The following is a 16,668-nucleotide window of genomic DNA, read 5'->3' as shown; positions in this document are numbered from 1 at the left end:
GTTATGACTGATGACCTGCTAACCAAACTTAGAACGCTGAAGCTGTCGGCAATGGCCGATGGCATGATACGCCAGCGTGAGGCACCTGGTACATACAATGAGCTGGGGTTCGCAGAACGCCTGGGGTTACTTGTCGAAGAAGAGCTACTGAATCGTGAAAACAGCCGTGTTGGGCGGTTGAGAAAGCAGGCACGGTTGCGCCACGGTGCAACCCCTGAGGGTATGTACTATCCGGTCTCCCGAGGGTTAAAGGCCGAACAGATGCGCGAGCTTCTGAACGGGCATTACATCACCCACAGCAAGAATATCCTGATAACAGGGCCAACTGGCAGCGGAAAAAGCTGGGTAGGTTGTGCCCTGGGCGAGCAGGCGTGCCGGCAAAAGAGAAGCGTTCAATACTGGCGCATGGGTCGGCTGCTGGATCAGCTTGAGCAGGGCCGACTGGACGGCAGCTGGCTTAAGCAACTGAAACAGCTTCAAAAAATAGAGTTTCTTATCTTGGACGACCTTGGTCTTGAAGTTATCACAACGCGGCAATGCAATGACTTGCTGGAAATAACGGAAGAGCGATATGGGCAAACCAGCACGATCCTTATCAGCCAGTTGCCGGTGGAGCAATGGTACGGAGTGATGGAAAACCCGACGGCGGCAGATGCCTTCCTGGATCGGCTGATCCACAACTTGTAGTGGCACACTGATACTGGCCACCTGAGCGGAGGTGATATGCTCACCTCATCAACACGACAGGTGACCTCATGGGTAAACATTTTACGGCGGAATTTAAGCTCGAAGCCGCAAAGCTGGTTGTCGACCACGGCTACACATACGTTAAGGCCGCAGAGGCGGTTAATGTCAGCCATTCTGCCATTAGTCGCTGGGTCAATAAGCTTCGCCTTGAACGACAGGAAAAACGCCAACGGGACTTCCTCTTACCCCTGAACAGCTCGAGCTGCGTGAGATGAAGAAAAAAGTCCAATGCCTTGAAATGGAGAACGAAATCCTAAAAAAGGCTACGGCGCTCTTAATGTCGGACTCACTCAACGGTTCACGGTAGTCGACAGGCTGAGGGCGCGATACCCGGTCACGGCGTTGTGCCAAACTTTTGAGGTACATCGCAGCAGCTACAGGCACTGGCAGGCTTCCGCTAATGAACCCGACGGTGAGCGCGTGGTTAAGTGTAGCCGCGTCATGGAAGCCTGGAACGCCAGCGGCGGCTCTGCCGGCGCTCGAAGTATCGCGACCATCGTCACCGGCAGCTCCGGTGTCAAAATGGGGCGCTGGCTGGCTGGCAAGCTGATGAAGGAGCTGGGTATCGCCAGCTGCCAGCGACCGGCTCACAAATACAAACGCGGCGGCAATGAACACGTTGAAATACCGAACTATCTCAACCGCCAGTTCGCGGTTACCGCGCCGGATCAGGTCTGGTGCGGCGATGTGACCTACATCTGGACGGGCAAATGCTGGGCTTACCTTGCGGTGGTGCTAGACCTGTTCGCCCGCAAACCGGTGGGCTGGGCCATGTCGACGTCGCCGGACTCGGCGCTGACAGTTAAAGCGTTGCAGATGGCCTGGGAACTCCGGGGACAACCAACAGGAGTCATGTTCCACAGCGACCAAGGCAGCCACTATACCAGCCGTCAATACCGGCAAGCCCTGTGGCGCTGCCGGATAAAGCAGAGTATGAGTCGGCGGGGTAACTGCTGGGATAATGCGCCAATGGAGCGGTTCTTCCGCAGCCTGAAGACAGAATGGGTGCCGACAAAGGGTTACAACAGCTTCAGCGAAGCCCAGGACGCGATTATCCGCTACATCACGGGGTATTACAGCGCTATCCGGCCTCACTGGTATAACGGCGGCTTAACTCCAAACGAATCTGAGCGACTGTTCTACATACAGTCTAATGCGGTGGCCAATATTAGTTGACCACTACAACTCTCACAGAGTGGAGCTTCAGGGAGAATCATTAAGGAAAAATAGCCTGGCAGTGGAAAGCGCAGAAGAAACACGCTAAAACGATAAAAAAGTTAGGTTCCCGGGTGATCGATTACGATGCGAAAACGTGATCGACCTTAGATGCGAATCGATGATCGATCGCATGCGAATACGCAACCGGTGAACGCCAAACGGCTTTACAGGATAATGAGCGAGCATAACCTGCTGTTGTTGCATGATAAAACTGAACGTCCGAAGCGGGAGCATAAAGGCAAAATCGCGGTAGCAGAGAGCGATATGCGCTGGTGCTCAGATGGCTTCGAGTTCGGTTGTGACAACGGCGAGAAGCTGCGGGTGACGTTCGCACTGGACTGCTGCGACCGGGAGGCCATAGACTGGGCAGCGAGCACCAGGGGTTATGACAGTTCAACCGTGCAGGATGTGATGCTGAGGTCGGTGGAAAAACGCTTCGGTAGCGCGCTGCCGGATAAACCAGTGCAATGGCTGACGGATAATGGTTCAGCGTACACAGCGCATGAAACGCGGAAGTTCGCCAGAGAACTGAATCTGGAGCCCTGCACAACAGCAGTGAGCAGTCCACAGAGTAACGGCATGGCAGAACGGTTCGTGAAGACGATGAAGGAAGATTATATCGCCTTCATGCCAAAACCCGATGTGCGAACAGCGCTGAAGAACCTTGCAGCGGCGTTCAATCATTACAATGAAAACCATCCGCACAGTGCGCTGGGATACAACTCCCCAAGAGAATATCGGCGCCAGCGGGCATCGTTAACTTAAGATACAAAAGCTGTCCGGAGATGGTGGGTCAAGATCAAATGGATGAGTGAATTGCGTTCCTGTGCCCGTAATGATTTTGCTACCGTTGGTGGCAGCGATGGCTCCGGTTTTGTACCATGCGCTCATGGTAATTCCCTCTGTAAAATAGTTATATGGGAGGCTAGCCGAAATAATCACTCGCCTGAAGAATGGGAAAAGGGTAGTTCGGAACAAGAGTTGATGGGCTTTGTTGAATAAATAGAAAGTTTGGGTAATCATCGGATCAGATCACCATAGTTGTTTCAACATCAGGTCTCCATGGCAAAACAAAATTTTAAAATCACTAACTGGCCCTCCTATAACAAGGCCCTCAAGCAGCGCGGTTCTCTAACCGTATGGCTAGATGAATCAGCCATTGCTGCATGGACGGAAAAAACGACTACTGAACGGCGTGGACGACCGCTCCACTACTCAGATATGGCCATCACCACAGTCCTGATGATGAAACGCGTGTTTGGCCTTTCATTGAGGGCTTTACAGGGTTTTGTTGACTCGATTTTTAAACTGATTAAATTGTCGCTGCATTGTCCAGACTATTCGCTGCTCAGCAAGCGAGCAAAGACAGTGAACATCAGCATAAAAACGCCAACCCGTGGTGAAATCTCACATCTGGTCATTGATAGAACCGGCCTGAAGGTCTTTGGCGAAGGCGAATGGAAAGTCCGGCAGCATGGTGCCGACAGACGCAGGGTGTGGCGTAAGCTGCATCTGGCAGTAGACAGTGCGACGCATGAGATTATCTGTGCGGATTTGTCGCTCAGTGGTACGACTGATGCCCAGGCTCTACCGGCACTGATAAACCAGACCCACCGGAAAATCAGAGAGACATCGGCTGACGGCGCTTACGATACAGGTTACTGCCATGATGCTCTGCTGAGGAAGAAAATAAGGCCGCTTATCCCGCCGCGAAGGGGGGCGCAATATTGGCCGGACCACTACCACGAGCGTAACCACGCTGTTGCAAATCAGCGCCTGAGCGGCAGCAACGATACCTGGAAAAAGAAAGTGGGCTATCACCGACGCTCAGTGGCTGAAACGGCCATGTTCCGGTTCAAAACGCTTCTGGGTGGTCATCTAAGTCTGCGTGACTACGATGCTCAGGTGGGTGAAGCCATGGCGATGGTCAAAGCGCTTAACCGGATCACGCTATTAGGAATGCCGAACAGTATTCGCATCACGTAACAATCGACCTGGGGCACAGTCGTACAAGTTCTGATTTATTCAACAAAGCCGAGTTGATGTGTATTAGCTCAGACCTGATCTGACAGTTACCGGTTATTTATATGTATTAGCTCAGACCTGATCTGACAGTTACCGGTTATTTATACAGGTGTCTGTCAGATTAAATCTGGTTCAGATTTTTTTCTGCCCAGACTCGTTTACCATCAAGTAACGTGGCCATTGGCGTACGCCCGCAGCACATTTTACCCTGATGAGTTCGCTCATTATTGTAATGCCACAACCAGTTGTCCAGATCCTTTTGTAGACTTTCTAGGTCCTCGTATAACGTCTTACGGAACGCAACCTGATAAAAATCCTGCAAAATAGTTTTATGGAAGCGCTCGCAGATACCGTTTGTCTGCGGAGACATCGCTTTCGTTTTCGTATGGTCTATATCGTTGATAGCCAAGTACAGCTGATAGTCATGTTGTTCCACTTTACCGCAGTACTCCGTCCCCTGTCCGTCAGTATTCTTAGCATTGGCAGCCCCTGAGCTTCGTAGAACGGCAGCACGCGATCATTGAGCAGGTCGGCGGCAGAGATCGGTGCTTTACTCGTGTAAAGCTTGCAGTGCGCCACTTTCGAGTACGTATCCACGAACGTCTGCTGGTAGATACGGCCAACACCTTTCAGATTACCCACGTAGAAGGTGTCCTGCGACCCCAGATAACCCGGGTGAGCAGTCTCTATTTCACCACAGGCTTCGTCGTCGTGCGCCTTCTTCTCCAGTGCAGCGATTTGAGCATCAGTAAGTACAATGCCTTCTCTGGCAACTTTTTCCTCAAGTGCCTTCAGGCGCTTACGAAAGTTTTCCAGATCGTGTCGTTGCCAGATGGAGCGCACACCGCTGCCAGAAATGAAGACGCCTTTTTTACGCAGCTCATTACTGGTCCGGTGCTGGCCATGAGCCGGGAACTCAATGGCGTAATCAACAACCGCACGTTCAGTGGCTTCATCAGCACGGTTTTTCAGGTTGGGAACCCGGCGGTTTTGGTTAACCAGAGCGTCAATGCCGCCTTCTGCCGCCAGTTCCTGATAGCGATAAAACGTGTCGCGTGACACACCCATGATTTTACAGGCTTTTGATACGTTACCGAGTTCTTCGGCGAGATTGAGCAGGCCGGCTTTGTGTTTGATGATGGGATTGTTAGTATGAAGCATGAGAGTTACCTCGTGTTTTGTATAAGGATTCGACACCCATATCAAAACCGGTAACTCTCAACCTTTCAAGGTCCAGTGTCAGATCAAGTCGCGACTAATACACCTAATATGGTGGGTTGTGCAGGATTCGAACCTGCGACCGATGGATTAGAGTCCGCTGCTCTACCAACTGAGCTAACAACCCTGAGACAAATTAATTAAAGGGCTGTGACGAGAAAAGCTTTCACAACCAGAGAGAGAATACCCAAAACTCCAGCACTCAGCATCCAGCGAATTAACTTCTGCTCGGAGCAAATACCCGCCATCTCAAGCTGTAAATCCTTGCGGACTAATTGCATATCCTTACGAACGTCAGATATCTGCGCCTCGCTCTTTTCGAAGCGATGAGCCATATCCTTACGCACATCGGCTATCTCTGCGGACAGGTCCTTACGCACATCGGCGACATTCCGATTTACCTCAGCGATATCAGCCTTGGTAGCGACATCCGCCACCTCATGAGACTTGCGTACGACGAGCGAGATCGCCTTGGCCTGCTGACTGGTAAGCCCGGCGGTTTGAAGCTCTTCTGATGCCTGCAATGTATCAAATGCAACCTGGCCCATAGCGGATCCTCCTGTGTTAAGCCAAGTGTAAGCGATCTGACCGCCCATCTGCAAAATTTTACCCGTTAGCCCTCTGATAACCACATCCGTTTAATTATGGAGAAATTGTTATGTCTAAATTAGTTGTCATTGAAAATACCGTCGTCCGTCAGGATGCTTTCGGGCGTTACTGCCTGAATGACCTGCACCGCGCTGCCGTTGCACAAGGTAGAGCGACTGAATCACAGAGACCTTCGGCTTTTTTAAAAAGCAAGGGGACTCGTAAGATAGCAAAATCGTTAGGTAATAACGCATTAAAGATAATGCATGGCGGCGTTGAATCAGGCATTTGGGTTTTACCTGCATTAGCTATTCGCTATGTCTATTGGCTTCAATTATAGATAAAAATAGAGTGATCTTGACCCACCATCTCCGGACAGCTTTTGTATCTTAAGTTAACGATGCCCGCTGGCGCCGATATTCTCTTGGGGAGTTGTATCCCAGCGCACTGTGCGGATGGTTTTCATTGTAATGATTGAACGCCGCTGCAAGATTCTTCAGCGCTGTTCGCACATCGGGTTTTGGCATGAAGGCGATGTAATCTTCCTTCATCGTCTTCACGAACCGTTCTGCCATGCCGTTACTCTGTGGACTGCTCACTGCTGTTGTGCAGGGCTCCAGATTCAGTTCTCTGGCGAACTTCCGCGTTTCATGCGCTGTGTACGCTGAACCATTATCCGTCAGCCATTGCACTGGTTTATCCGGCAGCGCGCTACCGAAGCGTTTTTCCACCGACCTCAGCATCACATTCTGCACGGTTGAACTGTCATAACCCCTGGTGCTCGCTGCCCAGTCTATGGCCATATCGTTATACACATCTTTTGGCCATTTTTTGAACAGGATGCTCAGAACCCCGTGAATTAAGGCATTCAAGCCATCCCATTGGCTTTTTGAGGTTCAAAATGCCACTCTGAGATAAACCCGTAACTCATTGATTAAACAGTGCGTTAGAAAGATGTGTATAACGATATGTCATGATGCGACTGTAGATATTGCCCGCCACTTTGAGATCGAACAGGTCAGCGCCATGCTGCGTATCATCAAACGTGTAAGAGGTTGTCTGGTAAATCGGCACGGCAGCAGATTTGGTGGTTGCTTCTGAGGTGTAGCCGTGGTGTAACACGAGGGATTCCAGTTTCATCGCGCAGACCTTTCTATGCGTGTGGATGGTAGGCATCTTCCTAAAATAGCAGACAAAAATCGCCACGACTGAGCCGCAGCTAGAAGAAAACGCGATAAGTTAGGAGAAACGAGCATAAGTTTTCTACTCCTGGATCTGTAGTGGTGTAGTGGTCAACTAATATTGGCCACCGCATTAGACTGTATGTAGAACAGTCGCTCAGATTCGTTTGGAGTTAAGCCGCCGTTATACCAGTGAGGCCGGATAGCGCTGTAATACCCCGTGATGTAGCGGATAATCGCGTCCTGGGCTTCGCTGAAGCTGTTGTAACCCTTTGTCGGCACCCATTCTGTCTTCAGGCTGCGGAAGAACCGCTCCATTGGCGCATTATCCCAGCAGTTACCCCGCCGACTCATACTCTGCTTTATCCGGCAGCGCCACAGGGCTTGCCGGTATTGACGGCTGGTATAGTGGCTGCCCTGGTCGCTGTGGAACATGACTCCTGTTGGTTGTCCCCGGAGTTCCCAGGCCATCTGCAACGCTTTAACTGTCAGCGCCGAGTCCGGCGACGTCGACATGGCCCAGCCCACCGGTTTGCGGGCGAACAGATCTAGCACCACCGCAAGGTAAGCCCAGCATTTGCCCGTCCAGATGTAGGTCACATCGCCGCACCAGACCTGATCCGGCGCGGTAACCGCGAACTGGCGGTTGAGATAGTTCGGTATTTCAACGTGTTCATTGCCGCCGCGTTTGTATTTGTGAGCCGGTCGCTGGCAGCTGGCGATACCCAGCTCCTTCATCAGCTTGCCAGCCAGCCAGCGCCCCATGTTGACACCGGAGCTGCCGGTGACGATGGTCGCGATACTTCGAGCGCCGGCAGAGCCGCCGCTGGCGTTCCAGGCTTCCATGACGCGGCTACACTTAACCACGCGCTCACCGTCGGGTTCATTAGCGGAAGCCTGCCAGTGCCTGTAGCTGCTGCGATGTACCTCAAAAGTTTGGCACAACGCCGTGACCGGGTATCGCGCCCTCAGCCTGTCGACTACCGTGAACCGTTGAGTGAGTCCGACATTAAGAGCGCCGTAGCCTTTTTTAGGATTTCGTTCTCCATTTCAAGGCATTGGACTTTTTTCTTCATCTCACGCAGCTCGAGCTGTTCAGGGGTAAGAGGAAGTCCCGTTGGCGTTTTTCCCTGTCGTTCAAGGCGAAGCTTATTGACCCAGCGACTAATGGCAGAATGGCTGACATTAACCGCCTCTGCGGCCTTAACGTATGTGTAGCCGTGGTCGACAACCAGCTTTGCGGCTTCGAGCTTAAATTCCGCCGTAAAATGTTTACCCATGAGGTCACCTGTCGTGTTGATGAGGTGAGCATATCACCTCCGCTCAGGTGGCCAGTATCAGTGTGCCACTACAGTTGTATTAGCTCAGACCTGATCTGACAGTTACCGGTTATTTATACAGGTGTCTGTCAGATTAAATCTGGTTCAGATTTTTTTCTGCCCAGACTCGTTTACCATCAAGTAACGTGGCCATTGGCGTACGCCCGCAGCACATTTTACCCTGATGAGTTCGCTCATTATTGTAATGCCACAACCAGTTGTCCAGATCCTTTTGTAGACTTTCTAGGTCCTCGTATAACGTCTTACGGAACGCAACCTGATAAAAATCCTGCAAAATAGTTTTATGGAAGCGCTCGCAGATACCGTTTGTCTGCGGAGACATCGCTTTCGTTTTCGTATGGTCTATATCGTTGATAGCCAAGTACAGCTGATAGTCATGTTGTTCCACTTTACCGCAGTACTCCGTCCCCCTGTCGGTCAGTATTCTTAGCATTGGCAGCCCCTGAGCTTCGTAGAACGGCAGCACGCGATCATTGAGCAGGTCGGCGGCAGAGATCGGTGCTTTACTCGTGTAAAGCTTGCAGTGCGCCACTTTCGAGTACGTATCCACGAACGTCTGCTGGTAGATACGGCCAACACCTTTCAGATTACCCACGTAGAAGGTGTCCTGCGACCCCAGATAACCCGGGTGAGCAGTCTCTATTTCACCACAGGCTTCGTCGTCGTGCGCCTTCTTCTCCAGTGCAGCGATTTGAGCATCAGTAAGTACGATGCCTTCTCTGGCAACTTTTTCCTCAAGTGCCTTCAGGCGCTTACGAAAGTTTTCCAGATCGTGTCGTTGCCAAATGGAGCGCACACCGCTGCCAGAAATGAAGACGCCTTTTTTACGCAGCTCATTACTGGTCCGGTGCTGGCCATGAGCCGGGAACTCAATGGCGTAATCAACAACCGCACGTTCAGTGGCTTCATCAGCACGGTTTTTCAGGTTGGGAACCCGGCGGTTTTGGTTAACCAGAGCGTCAATGCCGCCTTCTGCCGCCAGTTCCTGATAGCGATAAAACGTGTCGCGTGACACCCCCATGATTTTACAGGCTTTTGATACGTTACCGAGTTCTTCGGCGAGATTGAGCAGGCCGACTTTGTGTTTGATGATGGGATTGTTAGTATGAAGCATGAGAGTTACCTCGTGTTTTGTATAAGGATTCGACACCCATATCAAAACCGGTAACTCTCAACCTTTCAAGGTCCAGTGTCAGATCAAGTCGCGACTAATACATATTAGGCTGTGTCCCTTAATTACATAGCCTCTGGTAAAACAGGCGGATGCAGCCCAGTTTCAACATTGCCAGATAATTCCTCGCCGTTTTGTCGTAACGTGTCGCAATGCGACGGTATTCTTTCAGACGGCCAAAGCACCGCTCAACAACGTTCCGATTGCGGTAGGCGTCACGATCGAGCTTTGAACGACCATCCACCGCCATTTTTTCAGTGGATTTTCGGGGGATGACAGTTTTTATACCTCTGTTTTTCAGCTCGTTACGTAATACATGCCCGGAGTACGCCTTGTCAGCCAGCACCGCATGACCACGGCGTTTCATACTGCCGTTCTGGCGTTGAACACCAATACCGTCCAAAAGACGTAGTGCAAACTGACTTTCATGAGCCTGACCGGGGCTCAACACGATGTTTAACGGAAGACCACTTCCGTCTGTAGCCATATGGATTTTGGTGCCAAAACCACCTCGAGAGCGACCCAGCCCATTATCTCCGGTGATATCGGGATGTTTTTTTGAGCACCGGCAGCACATTTCAGCGCCCTGATATTGCTACCATCCAGCGCAGTCGCTGACCAGTCCACGAGGCCATGGGCATCAAGTGATGAAAGTAACTTATTGAAAATAATGTTAATGACTCCCGATTTTGACCATCGGTTAAAGCGGTTATAAACGGTTTTCCATGGGCCGTATCGCTCAGGTAAATCACGCCATGGGGCACCAGAGCACAGCACCCAGAACATGCCATTGATAATCATGCGATGCTCAGCCCATGGGCGTCCGGCCTGTGGTGTTGCTGGTTCAGCAGGGAGTAAGGGCTGGATGATAGCCCATGCTTCATCGGGAAGGTCGTAGCGAGCCATAGTTCAAAATGATGTAGAAACAAATAGTTAGTATAACTCATGGGATTAAGGGACACAGCCTAGTTGACCACTACAATCCCCCCGTTGCGCCAGTGCAAAATCACAGCTACCTTTGGCTCATGATCACCTGCAAAAAAATAAATGACTGATAAAAAGCAAAGTATCGCCACTATAACCCACCTCGTTATACACATCTCTGTTCGTGCCTGAGCGCGCGTAGCGTTTCGGCGGCCGTCATGACTTTCTGCAAGCCTTTCCAGATAGTTTTTGCGCCTGGTTCACCGTCGCCTTTTCGAGCAAGAAAGCCTCCCAGTTGCGCAACTAAGCGCAATACTTCGTTTAGCTTAGGGCGGCCCTTGGGCATACGCTTGTTCATCAGTAGGTAAGCGCCATGAGTCTCGTCGGAATCAAAGAACAACATTGCGTCCAGCTCTGGACAGGTTCGTCCCATACGCATTAAATAGGCGATGCGCCATGCCACGATCATGAACAGCGCCAATGCCCGCTCAATGCGATCCACGGTCGATAACTGTAACGCTTCGACACAGCAGCCGTTCTTCAGCACATTGAAGAACATCTCGATTTCCCATCTAGCCCGATACCAGTCGATCAGCTCCACGATATCTTCTCGTCCTTCAGGTACGCGATTGCTCAGCAACCGCCACTCGACCGGCTTCACGCCTGCTGGCGGCTCAATTTCCTTGGCTATCACACAGGTCACTGCCAACCCGCAACGCAGCGACACTCGCTTCACGCGCAGCGCCTGTTTCACCGTACGCGCCTTCTGCCCCGCGCGAGCCGCCATAACGAATTGGATTTCTCCCACCGGCACGGTCTTTCCAACCTTCTGCCAAAGCTTCTCATTACAGTCCAGACTGCGATTATGAGTCGAGCGGATCAACCAGTCAGCCGGAGTGCCAAGGTCATCAGCGAGCTGCATCAACGCCTTGATATCCGCTTCGCGATCGGCTAAGTACACCAGACGTGTGTTTGGCAACTCCGAGGCGAGTTCAGCAACTCGCTCGTATCCCTCGAGCCAGCGCGTACTCTCCTTGATCCCATCGCGTTTTCCGTCTGCATCCTTCGGCTCTCTTGCCCACATCCACGCATCCAGTACGCCCAACCCCACGCGATCCGGACTGACCGCGTAGGTCGGATGCAGGTACAGACCACGCCTGGCTTCGTAGTTCAAAGGACCCAAGCCTTGGATTTGCTGCCCGTTGAAGTCAAGCTCGGTAGTGTCTTGGATACACAGCACAACCTCGTGTTCTCGGATCCTTTCCTGCGTACGCTGCCAGTGAGGTTGCAGAATGTCTCGCCATTCGAATGCTTGGTTCTCCATGAAGCGGTAAGCACCCAGCGTCTCAGACCATCCGAGGCACGCATGCGGAATGCTGGCTTGCGGATTCTCAGCCAGCCGTATCAAAAGCCCTTTGGCACGATTATTGAGCCTCGTGTCACCAAGATTTACCCCTTCCAGTTCTTGGTGTGCCCAGCCATCTGAATCCCGTGTCATTTTTCAGCGCCGTAAATGGCGATAGTACACGTCGGTTTCACTTCATTTACAACCCCACCGGCTGCCTATTTCAGCCCGCTAACCCTTGGCATATAAGGCGTTGCGGACTTGTGTATAACGAGGTGACTATAACCCTGCCGGAAAATGTCGATGTACCTCGCTACGATCGCCGAGCCCTACGCCCGCGTGTTGTACATATTGGGTTTGGCGCTTTTCACCGAGCCCATCAGGCGCTACTCACGCACCGCGTTCTTAACCAAGAAGGCGGGGATTGGGGGCTGTGCGAAGTGGTGCTGTTCAGCGATGACAGCCTGATTTCAGCGCTGCGTGAACAGCAGCACCTGTTTACCGTGTTGGAAAAAGGGGAAAGTGGCAATCAGGCTATCATAGTGGGCGCAGTGTGCGCCTCGCTGCACGCTGCCATTGAAGGCAAAGAGGCCATTTTGGCACAGCTTGCCGATGCACAAACGGAGATTGTTTCCCTGACCATTACGGAAAAAGGCTATTGTCTGGCGGGGGCACACGGCAATCTGGACACCACCAATGCCCATATCCAGCATGATTTGCGTTATCCACGCGAGCCGCTATCAGTGCCGGGCATCATTACCGAAGCGTTGCGCCGCCGCCACGCGCAGGGCATTTCCCCTTTTAGCGTGCTCTCCTGCGATAACATGCCAGAAAACGGCAAGGCCGCCCAACGCGCGGTGCTTGATTTTGCCCGCCTGATTGCCCCCACGCTGGCAGCATGGATTGAACGTGAAGTGGCTTTCCCTTCCACCATGGTGGATCGCATCGTGCCTGCCGCGACTGCGCAAACACTGCACGAGGTGGCGCAGGCGATTGGCGTTGACGATCCCTGTGCTATTGCCTGTGAGCCTTATATTCAATGGGTTGTGGAGGAGCGTTTTACGCTGGGCAGACCGCATTGGGAGGCGGCAGGGGTACAACTGGTAGAGGATGTTGCACCTTATGAAACCATGAAGCTCAGGATGCTGAACGGCAGCCACTCGTTTTTAGCTTATCTTGGCTATCTTGCGGGTTACGCCCATATCAGCGACTGCATGTCCGATGCGCACTTCCGCCGGGCTGTGCGCCACCTGATGCTGGCAGAACAAGCCCCGACGTTAACCATCTCCGGCGTTGATCTGACAGCTATGCCGAACGTCTGCTCGCGCGCTTTGCCAACCCTGCGCTGCACCATCGCACCTGGCAGATAGCCATGGACGGATCGCAAAAGTTACCGCAGCGCCTGCTCGACGGGTTGCGCTGGCATCGGCGCAATGGCAGCCGTTGCGAAGCGCTGATCCTCGGTGTGGCTGGATGGATGCGCTATATTGGCGGGATCGACGATCGCGGCGCGGCGATTGATATTCGCGATCCGCTGAAGACAGCCTTACAGAGCATAGTGGCATCCACTCCGGACGATGAGGCTCGCGTACAGGGCCTACTGGCGCTGACGGCGGTATTTGGTGATGACCGGCGCACCGACCTGCCGTTGGTACACGCGTTGACCGACGCTTACTTGCGCCTGCGTGACAAAGGCGCGTTGGCCGTTGCCACCTAACTGGCCCAAAATCTGTCCGACTAACACCACACTCAATCACCACACCGCATCGCTACTCTTCCCGGCGACAAGCAAGAATGTCGCCGGGCTGGCATTCCAGTACCTCACAGATTTTTTCCAACGCTGCAAAGCGAATGCTTTTCACCTTACCTGATTTTAATAATGACAAATTTTGTTCGGTAATGCCGATACGTTGGGCCAGCTCACGCGATCGCATCTTCTTTTGTGCCAGCACCACATCCAGATTTATTATTATTGGCATATGGTTTTTTAATTAAATTAATTGGCTGTGTTATTTCCGCTGCTCCCAGACAGCAACGAATTCTGCCCTCTGATGGTATCAGTTTGTGAGTAAAAACGATTGCGATCGTGGTAGCAACTGCGACACCGGTAGCATTTGCAACAGATGCATTTTCCCCACATCTCCCACTCTCTGTTTTCGACATGCCTAACGTCACCTCGTTATACACAAGTCCGCAACGCCTTATATGCCAAGGGTTAGCGGGCTGAAATAGGCAGCCGGTGGGGTTGTAAATGAAGTGAAACCGACGTGTACTATCGCCATTTACGGCGCTGAAAAATGACACGGGATTCAGATGGCTGGGCACACCAAGAACTGGAAGGGGTAAATCTTGGTGACACGAGGCTCAATAATCGTGCCAAAGGGCTTTTGATACGGCTGGCTGAGAATCCGCAAGCCAGCATTCCGCATGCGTGCCTCGGATGGTCTGAGACGCTGGGTGCTTACCGCTTCATGGAGAACCAAGCATTCGAATGGCGAGACATTCTGCAACCTCACTGGCAGCGTACGCAGGAAAGGATCCGAGAACACGAGGTTGTGCTGTGTATCCAAGACACTACCGAGCTTGACTTCAACGGGCAGCAAATCCAAGGCTTGGGTCCTTTGAACTACGAAGCCAGGCGTGGTCTGTACCTGCATCCGACCTACGCGGTCAGTCCGGATCGCGTGGGGTTGGGCGTACTGGATGCGTGGATGTGGGCAAGAGAGCCGAAGGATGCAGACGGAAAACGCGATGGGATCAAGGAGAGTACGCGCTGGCTCGAGGGATACGAGCGAGTTGCTGAACTCGCCTCGGAGTTGCCAAACACACGTCTGGTGTACTTAGCCGATCGCGAAGCGGATATCAAGGTGATAGGACGTGAGATATTTAAAAGGGAAACGTGCGATAAATGTGGATCTACCTGGGACAAACTGGATCTATCTGGGACAAGTCAGGGTGATTAAGTTACACATAGTGAAACAGGAATCATCACTCAAATTAATCGATTCTTGAAATCATGTTGCTGCTTGAAGTCGTATCCAGTTCAGTCGGTAGAAGAGCATGATGGCTTTGCTTCTCTTCTCCTGATGTCTATTCTGGTAATTTGATCTGCAGGGATGTAAGTGGCAAGAGCGCCGTAGTCCTGATGAATAACATCCCCATACTCTACCCACTCATCGCTATTTGCCGAACTTCTATGCGTGACATAGAGAATGACATCGCCGTTATTACCCAGTGTAAAAGGCCCATTTGGAAGTCCCTCGAAGCGTCCAGGCAATCGTGACAGCAAGCCCGAACCATCCTTTAGTACCACAAATAATTCGGTCACCCGATAATCCGTCAGGCCAAACATTTGTTGCCAGGCAGAGTGGGTACCATCAGACCACGAGATATTATGCTTCCGGAGAAACGCGTACAACCGTTTACGCCCATATTTACGCCACGATGCACCCAGGGTCAATGCCAATAACACTGGCAATAACGTTGCCGTGTAAGCATTGACGCCACACCATAGTGTCACGTGGTATATTGCTGTCGGCAACAGGCTAAAAATCAGTGTGGAGAAGAGAATATCAATGGGTTTATGGTGTTCTTTCAGACCGACATTGGCAATAAAATAACCGATGTAGCCAGAGGCCAGTGTTACCAGAGTTGCCCAAGGCAGATCCAACAGCGATGCATCTATCATTCAGTCCTCCTTCGCCCCGTGTTGCCAGGGCTCATTAGTGCTTTCTCGCGGAACAGGTGGCAGCGGCATCCAGTGAGTAACTCCATGGACATCATTGTAGAAATCACCGTCATCCCACTCCCTTCTTTGGCTCAGAAAGCAGACCTTCATATCCCCATAGCTAGAGTAAACTAGCACCCATTGTTCAGGAGCTGGAAGTTGATTTTGACAAGAGATCCAACCATCAGCTGATGAATCGAGCATATGAAATATCCTTCTATTGTCTGGTTAGCATTAACCCAATACTCACTATCTGGTGTATAGGTTATGTTTTTCTCTCCGACGTTTCACTGCGTGAAACAAGAAACAGTCATCGAGGCGGCTTATCTTCATCTTCAAACAGATTGCCCTGGATGCGGGCCAGTTCTTCTTTTTTAACCCGTTTGATCACGGAATAAATCCACTGTAGTGAGACTTCGTACTTGCGTGCCAGGGCGCGATGGTTATGTCCATTGAAATCGGCAAATATCTCCCGGTCACGCTGATTAATTTTCCACATCAACCCCATGGGAAAATAGACATTCTGCCCGCCCCAGACCTGCATCATTTGGCTGGCGACGGCATCGCCTATCTGACTGGCAACAGCGGGGTCAACATCGATAATCTGTCTGACGGTCTGCGCCGTGTGTTCGGCCAGCTCAACCAGTAACTCCGGCCCTTTACTGCGAAAGGTATTCTCTAGCATGAGGTTGCCCTCACCACGCGTTTTTGCCACTGCTTGAGTTTCTCGATAACCTGGCTGGCCTGCTGGCTATCCAGCCAGTAAGGCGAATCACAGCCGGTTTCCCGTTTAACAAAGTGGGCCAGGGCTGTTGCTGACGCATCCCGGACAATGCCCTCATCGGCCATTGCCTGCCACAGAGCCTGCATTTTCTGGATTTGCGGACGGTCGGTCTGCTTTTTCGTCGTGGGTTGAGTCGGCTGGATACGAAAGCCTTGTGTCTTCAGGGCGTTTAGCACTTGCGCCAGTTGACCGATATTCAGGGTTTTTGCCGATGTTTGCCCCGTTAGCCTGTGCAGCATCTGGCGGTAAGTCGCGTCATCCAGTTTGAGGTGCTGGGCGGCAATATGGATTAACTGCAGGTATTTTTGTCGGGTCATCGGGGGTGTCCTTTATCGTCGTGGTCGGGGTCAAGATTCCTTATGCCATGAATAAAAAAATAATCCTTCGGGTTTTTAAGGAT

The 16,668-nt window shown here is 51.8% G+C and carries 15 protein-coding genes, 1 tRNA gene and 6 pseudogenes; 7 read left to right on the top strand and 15 right to left on the bottom strand.

The features are described from left to right. Positions 1-3: 3 nt before the first annotated feature. From istB to ACWWJF_RS18540, 4 genes and pseudogenes are all read left to right on the top strand, one after another. On the top strand, positions 4-687 hold the full coding sequence (gene istB / locus ACWWJF_RS18555) for an IS21-like element helper ATPase IstB (protein WP_455870263.1): 684 nt from the start codon (positions 4-6) through the stop codon (positions 685-687). 68 nt (positions 688-755) lie between these two features. Then, positions 756-1,923: pseudogene (locus ACWWJF_RS18550) on the top strand (IS3 family transposase). 186 nt (positions 1,924-2,109) lie between these two features. Then, positions 2,110-2,730: pseudogene (locus tag ACWWJF_RS18545) on the top strand (IS3 family transposase); the annotation flags it as partial. Positions 2,731-3,027: 297 nt separating this feature from the next. Next, complete coding sequence (locus ACWWJF_RS18540) at positions 3,028-3,951, top strand: IS5 family transposase (protein WP_455870262.1); 924 nt, start codon at positions 3,028-3,030, stop codon at positions 3,949-3,951. A gap of 160 nt (positions 3,952-4,111) precedes the next feature. On the opposite strand, the pseudogene ACWWJF_RS18535 reads toward ACWWJF_RS18540, so the two are convergent. The 3 genes and pseudogenes from ACWWJF_RS18535 to ACWWJF_RS18525 all read right to left on the bottom strand — a co-directional run bounded on the left by ACWWJF_RS18535 (position 4,112) and on the right by ACWWJF_RS18525 (position 5,756). Further along, positions 4,112-5,151: pseudogene (locus ACWWJF_RS18535) on the bottom strand (IS481 family transposase). A 109-nt stretch (positions 5,152-5,260) separates the two neighbouring features. Continuing rightward, positions 5,261-5,335: transfer RNA gene (locus ACWWJF_RS18530), tRNA-OTHER, on the bottom strand. Positions 5,336-5,348: 13 nt separating this feature from the next. Further along, entirely contained in the window at positions 5,349-5,756 is a 408-nt protein-coding gene (locus ACWWJF_RS18525; protein WP_455871165.1) for a hypothetical protein, read from the bottom strand. Between the two features lie 110 nt (positions 5,757-5,866). Between ACWWJF_RS18525 and ACWWJF_RS18520 the strand changes: the two genes are divergently transcribed. Next, entirely contained in the window at positions 5,867-6,136 is a 270-nt protein-coding gene (locus ACWWJF_RS18520) for a KilA-N domain-containing protein (protein ID WP_455870261.1), read from the top strand. Positions 6,137-6,185: 49 nt separating this feature from the next. Here the strand turns inward: ACWWJF_RS18520 and ACWWJF_RS18515 are convergent. The 6 genes and pseudogenes from ACWWJF_RS18515 to ACWWJF_RS18490 form a co-directional block, all read right to left on the bottom strand. Continuing rightward, positions 6,186-6,614: pseudogene (locus tag ACWWJF_RS18515) on the bottom strand (integrase core domain-containing protein); the annotation flags it as partial. A 109-nt stretch (positions 6,615-6,723) separates the two neighbouring features. Continuing rightward, positions 6,724-6,936: a PLP-dependent transferase gene (locus ACWWJF_RS18510; RefSeq protein ID WP_455869333.1), complete on the bottom strand. Its 213-nt coding sequence runs from the start codon at positions 6,934-6,936 to the stop codon at positions 6,724-6,726. A 152-nt stretch (positions 6,937-7,088) separates the two neighbouring features. Beyond that, positions 7,089-8,257 (bottom strand): IS3 family transposase gene (locus tag ACWWJF_RS18505; RefSeq protein ID WP_455869332.1). Its coding sequence is split into 2 segments (ribosomal slippage): positions 7,089-8,002 and positions 8,002-8,257, totalling 1,170 coding nucleotides; the frame shifts between segments, so codons are not numbered across the junction. A gap of 133 nt (positions 8,258-8,390) precedes the next feature. Further along, complete coding sequence (locus tag ACWWJF_RS18500) at positions 8,391-9,431, bottom strand: IS481 family transposase (protein WP_455870260.1); 1,041 nt, start codon at positions 9,429-9,431, stop codon at positions 8,391-8,393. A gap of 118 nt (positions 9,432-9,549) precedes the next feature. After that, positions 9,550-10,394, bottom strand: a protein-coding gene (locus tag ACWWJF_RS18495) for an IS5 family transposase (protein WP_455869069.1) whose coding sequence is annotated in 2 segments (ribosomal slippage) — positions 9,550-10,049 and positions 10,049-10,394 — 846 coding nt in all. Because the reading frame shifts where the segments join, the coding sequence is not laid out codon by codon here. Positions 10,395-10,578: 184 nt separating this feature from the next. Beyond that, positions 10,579-11,910, bottom strand: coding sequence for an IS4 family transposase (locus ACWWJF_RS18490; protein ID WP_455869330.1), 1,332 nt, complete (start codon positions 11,908-11,910; stop codon positions 10,579-10,581). A gap of 110 nt (positions 11,911-12,020) precedes the next feature. On the opposite strand from ACWWJF_RS18490, the pseudogene ACWWJF_RS18485 reads away from it, so the two are divergent. Further along, positions 12,021-13,474: pseudogene (locus ACWWJF_RS18485) on the top strand (mannitol dehydrogenase family protein). A 52-nt stretch (positions 13,475-13,526) separates the two neighbouring features. On the opposite strand, the gene ACWWJF_RS18480 reads toward ACWWJF_RS18485, so the two are convergent. Both ACWWJF_RS18480 and ACWWJF_RS18475 read right to left on the bottom strand, forming a co-directional pair. Beyond that, a complete protein-coding gene (locus ACWWJF_RS18480) occupies positions 13,527-13,736 on the bottom strand; it encodes a helix-turn-helix domain-containing protein (protein WP_455870259.1) in 210 nt (69 codons plus the stop codon). Continuing rightward, positions 13,678-13,920, bottom strand: a complete 243-nt coding sequence (locus ACWWJF_RS18475) for a hypothetical protein (protein WP_455871280.1) — start codon at positions 13,918-13,920, stop codon at positions 13,678-13,680. Before ACWWJF_RS18475 ends, ACWWJF_RS18480 begins: the two co-directional genes overlap by 59 nt. 134 nt (positions 13,921-14,054) lie before the next feature. Here ACWWJF_RS18475 and ACWWJF_RS18470 point away from each other — a divergent pair. Further along, positions 14,055-14,621: pseudogene (locus tag ACWWJF_RS18470) on the top strand (IS4/Tn5 family transposase DNA-binding protein); the annotation flags it as partial. Positions 14,622-14,800: 179 nt separating this feature from the next. On the opposite strand, the gene ACWWJF_RS18465 reads toward ACWWJF_RS18470, so the two are convergent. The 4 genes from ACWWJF_RS18465 to ACWWJF_RS18450 form a co-directional block, all read right to left on the bottom strand. Next, positions 14,801-15,445: a hypothetical protein gene (locus ACWWJF_RS18465; RefSeq protein ID WP_455870258.1), complete on the bottom strand. Its 645-nt coding sequence runs from the start codon at positions 15,443-15,445 to the stop codon at positions 14,801-14,803. Next, positions 15,446-15,688, bottom strand: coding sequence for a DUF551 domain-containing protein (locus ACWWJF_RS18460; protein ID WP_022547376.1), 243 nt, complete (start codon positions 15,686-15,688; stop codon positions 15,446-15,448). A gap of 106 nt (positions 15,689-15,794) precedes the next feature. Then, the gene (locus ACWWJF_RS18455) at positions 15,795-16,169 is read right to left on the bottom strand and encodes a Mor transcription activator family protein (RefSeq protein WP_455870257.1); all 375 of its coding nucleotides are present in this window, start codon (positions 16,167-16,169) and stop codon (positions 15,795-15,797) included. Next, a complete protein-coding gene (locus ACWWJF_RS18450; protein ID WP_455870256.1) occupies positions 16,163-16,585 on the bottom strand; it encodes a gp16 family protein in 423 nt (140 codons plus the stop codon). The genes ACWWJF_RS18455 and ACWWJF_RS18450 overlap by 7 nt, the downstream gene beginning before the upstream one ends. Positions 16,586-16,668 lie beyond the last annotated feature (83 nt).

Source organism: Symbiopectobacterium sp. Eva_TO (assembly GCF_053848865.1).
This window is presented reverse-complemented; position numbering and strand designations above follow the sequence as displayed.

Excerpts from the sequence above, each read along its gene's own strand:
- istB (WP_455870263.1), top strand. The coding sequence starts at position 4 with ATGACTGATGACCTGCTAACCAAACTTAGAACGCTGAAGCTGTCGGCA.
- ACWWJF_RS18540 (WP_455870262.1), top strand. The coding sequence starts at position 3,028 with ATGGCAAAACAAAATTTTAAAATCACTAACTGGCCCTCCTATAACAAG.
- ACWWJF_RS18525 (WP_455871165.1), bottom strand. The coding sequence starts at position 5,756 with ATGGGCCAGGTTGCATTTGATACATTGCAGGCATCAGAAGAGCTTCAA.
- ACWWJF_RS18520 (WP_455870261.1), top strand. The coding sequence starts at position 5,867 with ATGTCTAAATTAGTTGTCATTGAAAATACCGTCGTCCGTCAGGATGCT.
- ACWWJF_RS18510 (WP_455869333.1), bottom strand. The coding sequence starts at position 6,936 with ATGAAACTGGAATCCCTCGTGTTACACCACGGCTACACCTCAGAAGCA.
- ACWWJF_RS18500 (WP_455870260.1), bottom strand. The coding sequence starts at position 9,431 with ATGCTTCATACTAACAATCCCATCATCAAACACAAAGTCGGCCTGCTC.
- ACWWJF_RS18490 (WP_455869330.1), bottom strand. The coding sequence starts at position 11,910 with ATGACACGGGATTCAGATGGCTGGGCACACCAAGAACTGGAAGGGGTA.
- ACWWJF_RS18480 (WP_455870259.1), bottom strand. The coding sequence starts at position 13,736 with ATGCCAATAATAATAAATCTGGATGTGGTGCTGGCACAAAAGAAGATG.
- ACWWJF_RS18475 (WP_455871280.1), bottom strand. The coding sequence starts at position 13,920 with ATGTCGAAAACAGAGAGTGGGAGATGTGGGGAAAATGCATCTGTTGCA.
- ACWWJF_RS18465 (WP_455870258.1), bottom strand. The coding sequence starts at position 15,445 with ATGATAGATGCATCGCTGTTGGATCTGCCTTGGGCAACTCTGGTAACA.
- ACWWJF_RS18460 (WP_022547376.1), bottom strand. The coding sequence starts at position 15,688 with ATGCTCGATTCATCAGCTGATGGTTGGATCTCTTGTCAAAATCAACTT.
- ACWWJF_RS18455 (WP_455870257.1), bottom strand. The coding sequence starts at position 16,169 with ATGCTAGAGAATACCTTTCGCAGTAAAGGGCCGGAGTTACTGGTTGAG.
- ACWWJF_RS18450 (WP_455870256.1), bottom strand. The coding sequence starts at position 16,585 with ATGACCCGACAAAAATACCTGCAGTTAATCCATATTGCCGCCCAGCAC.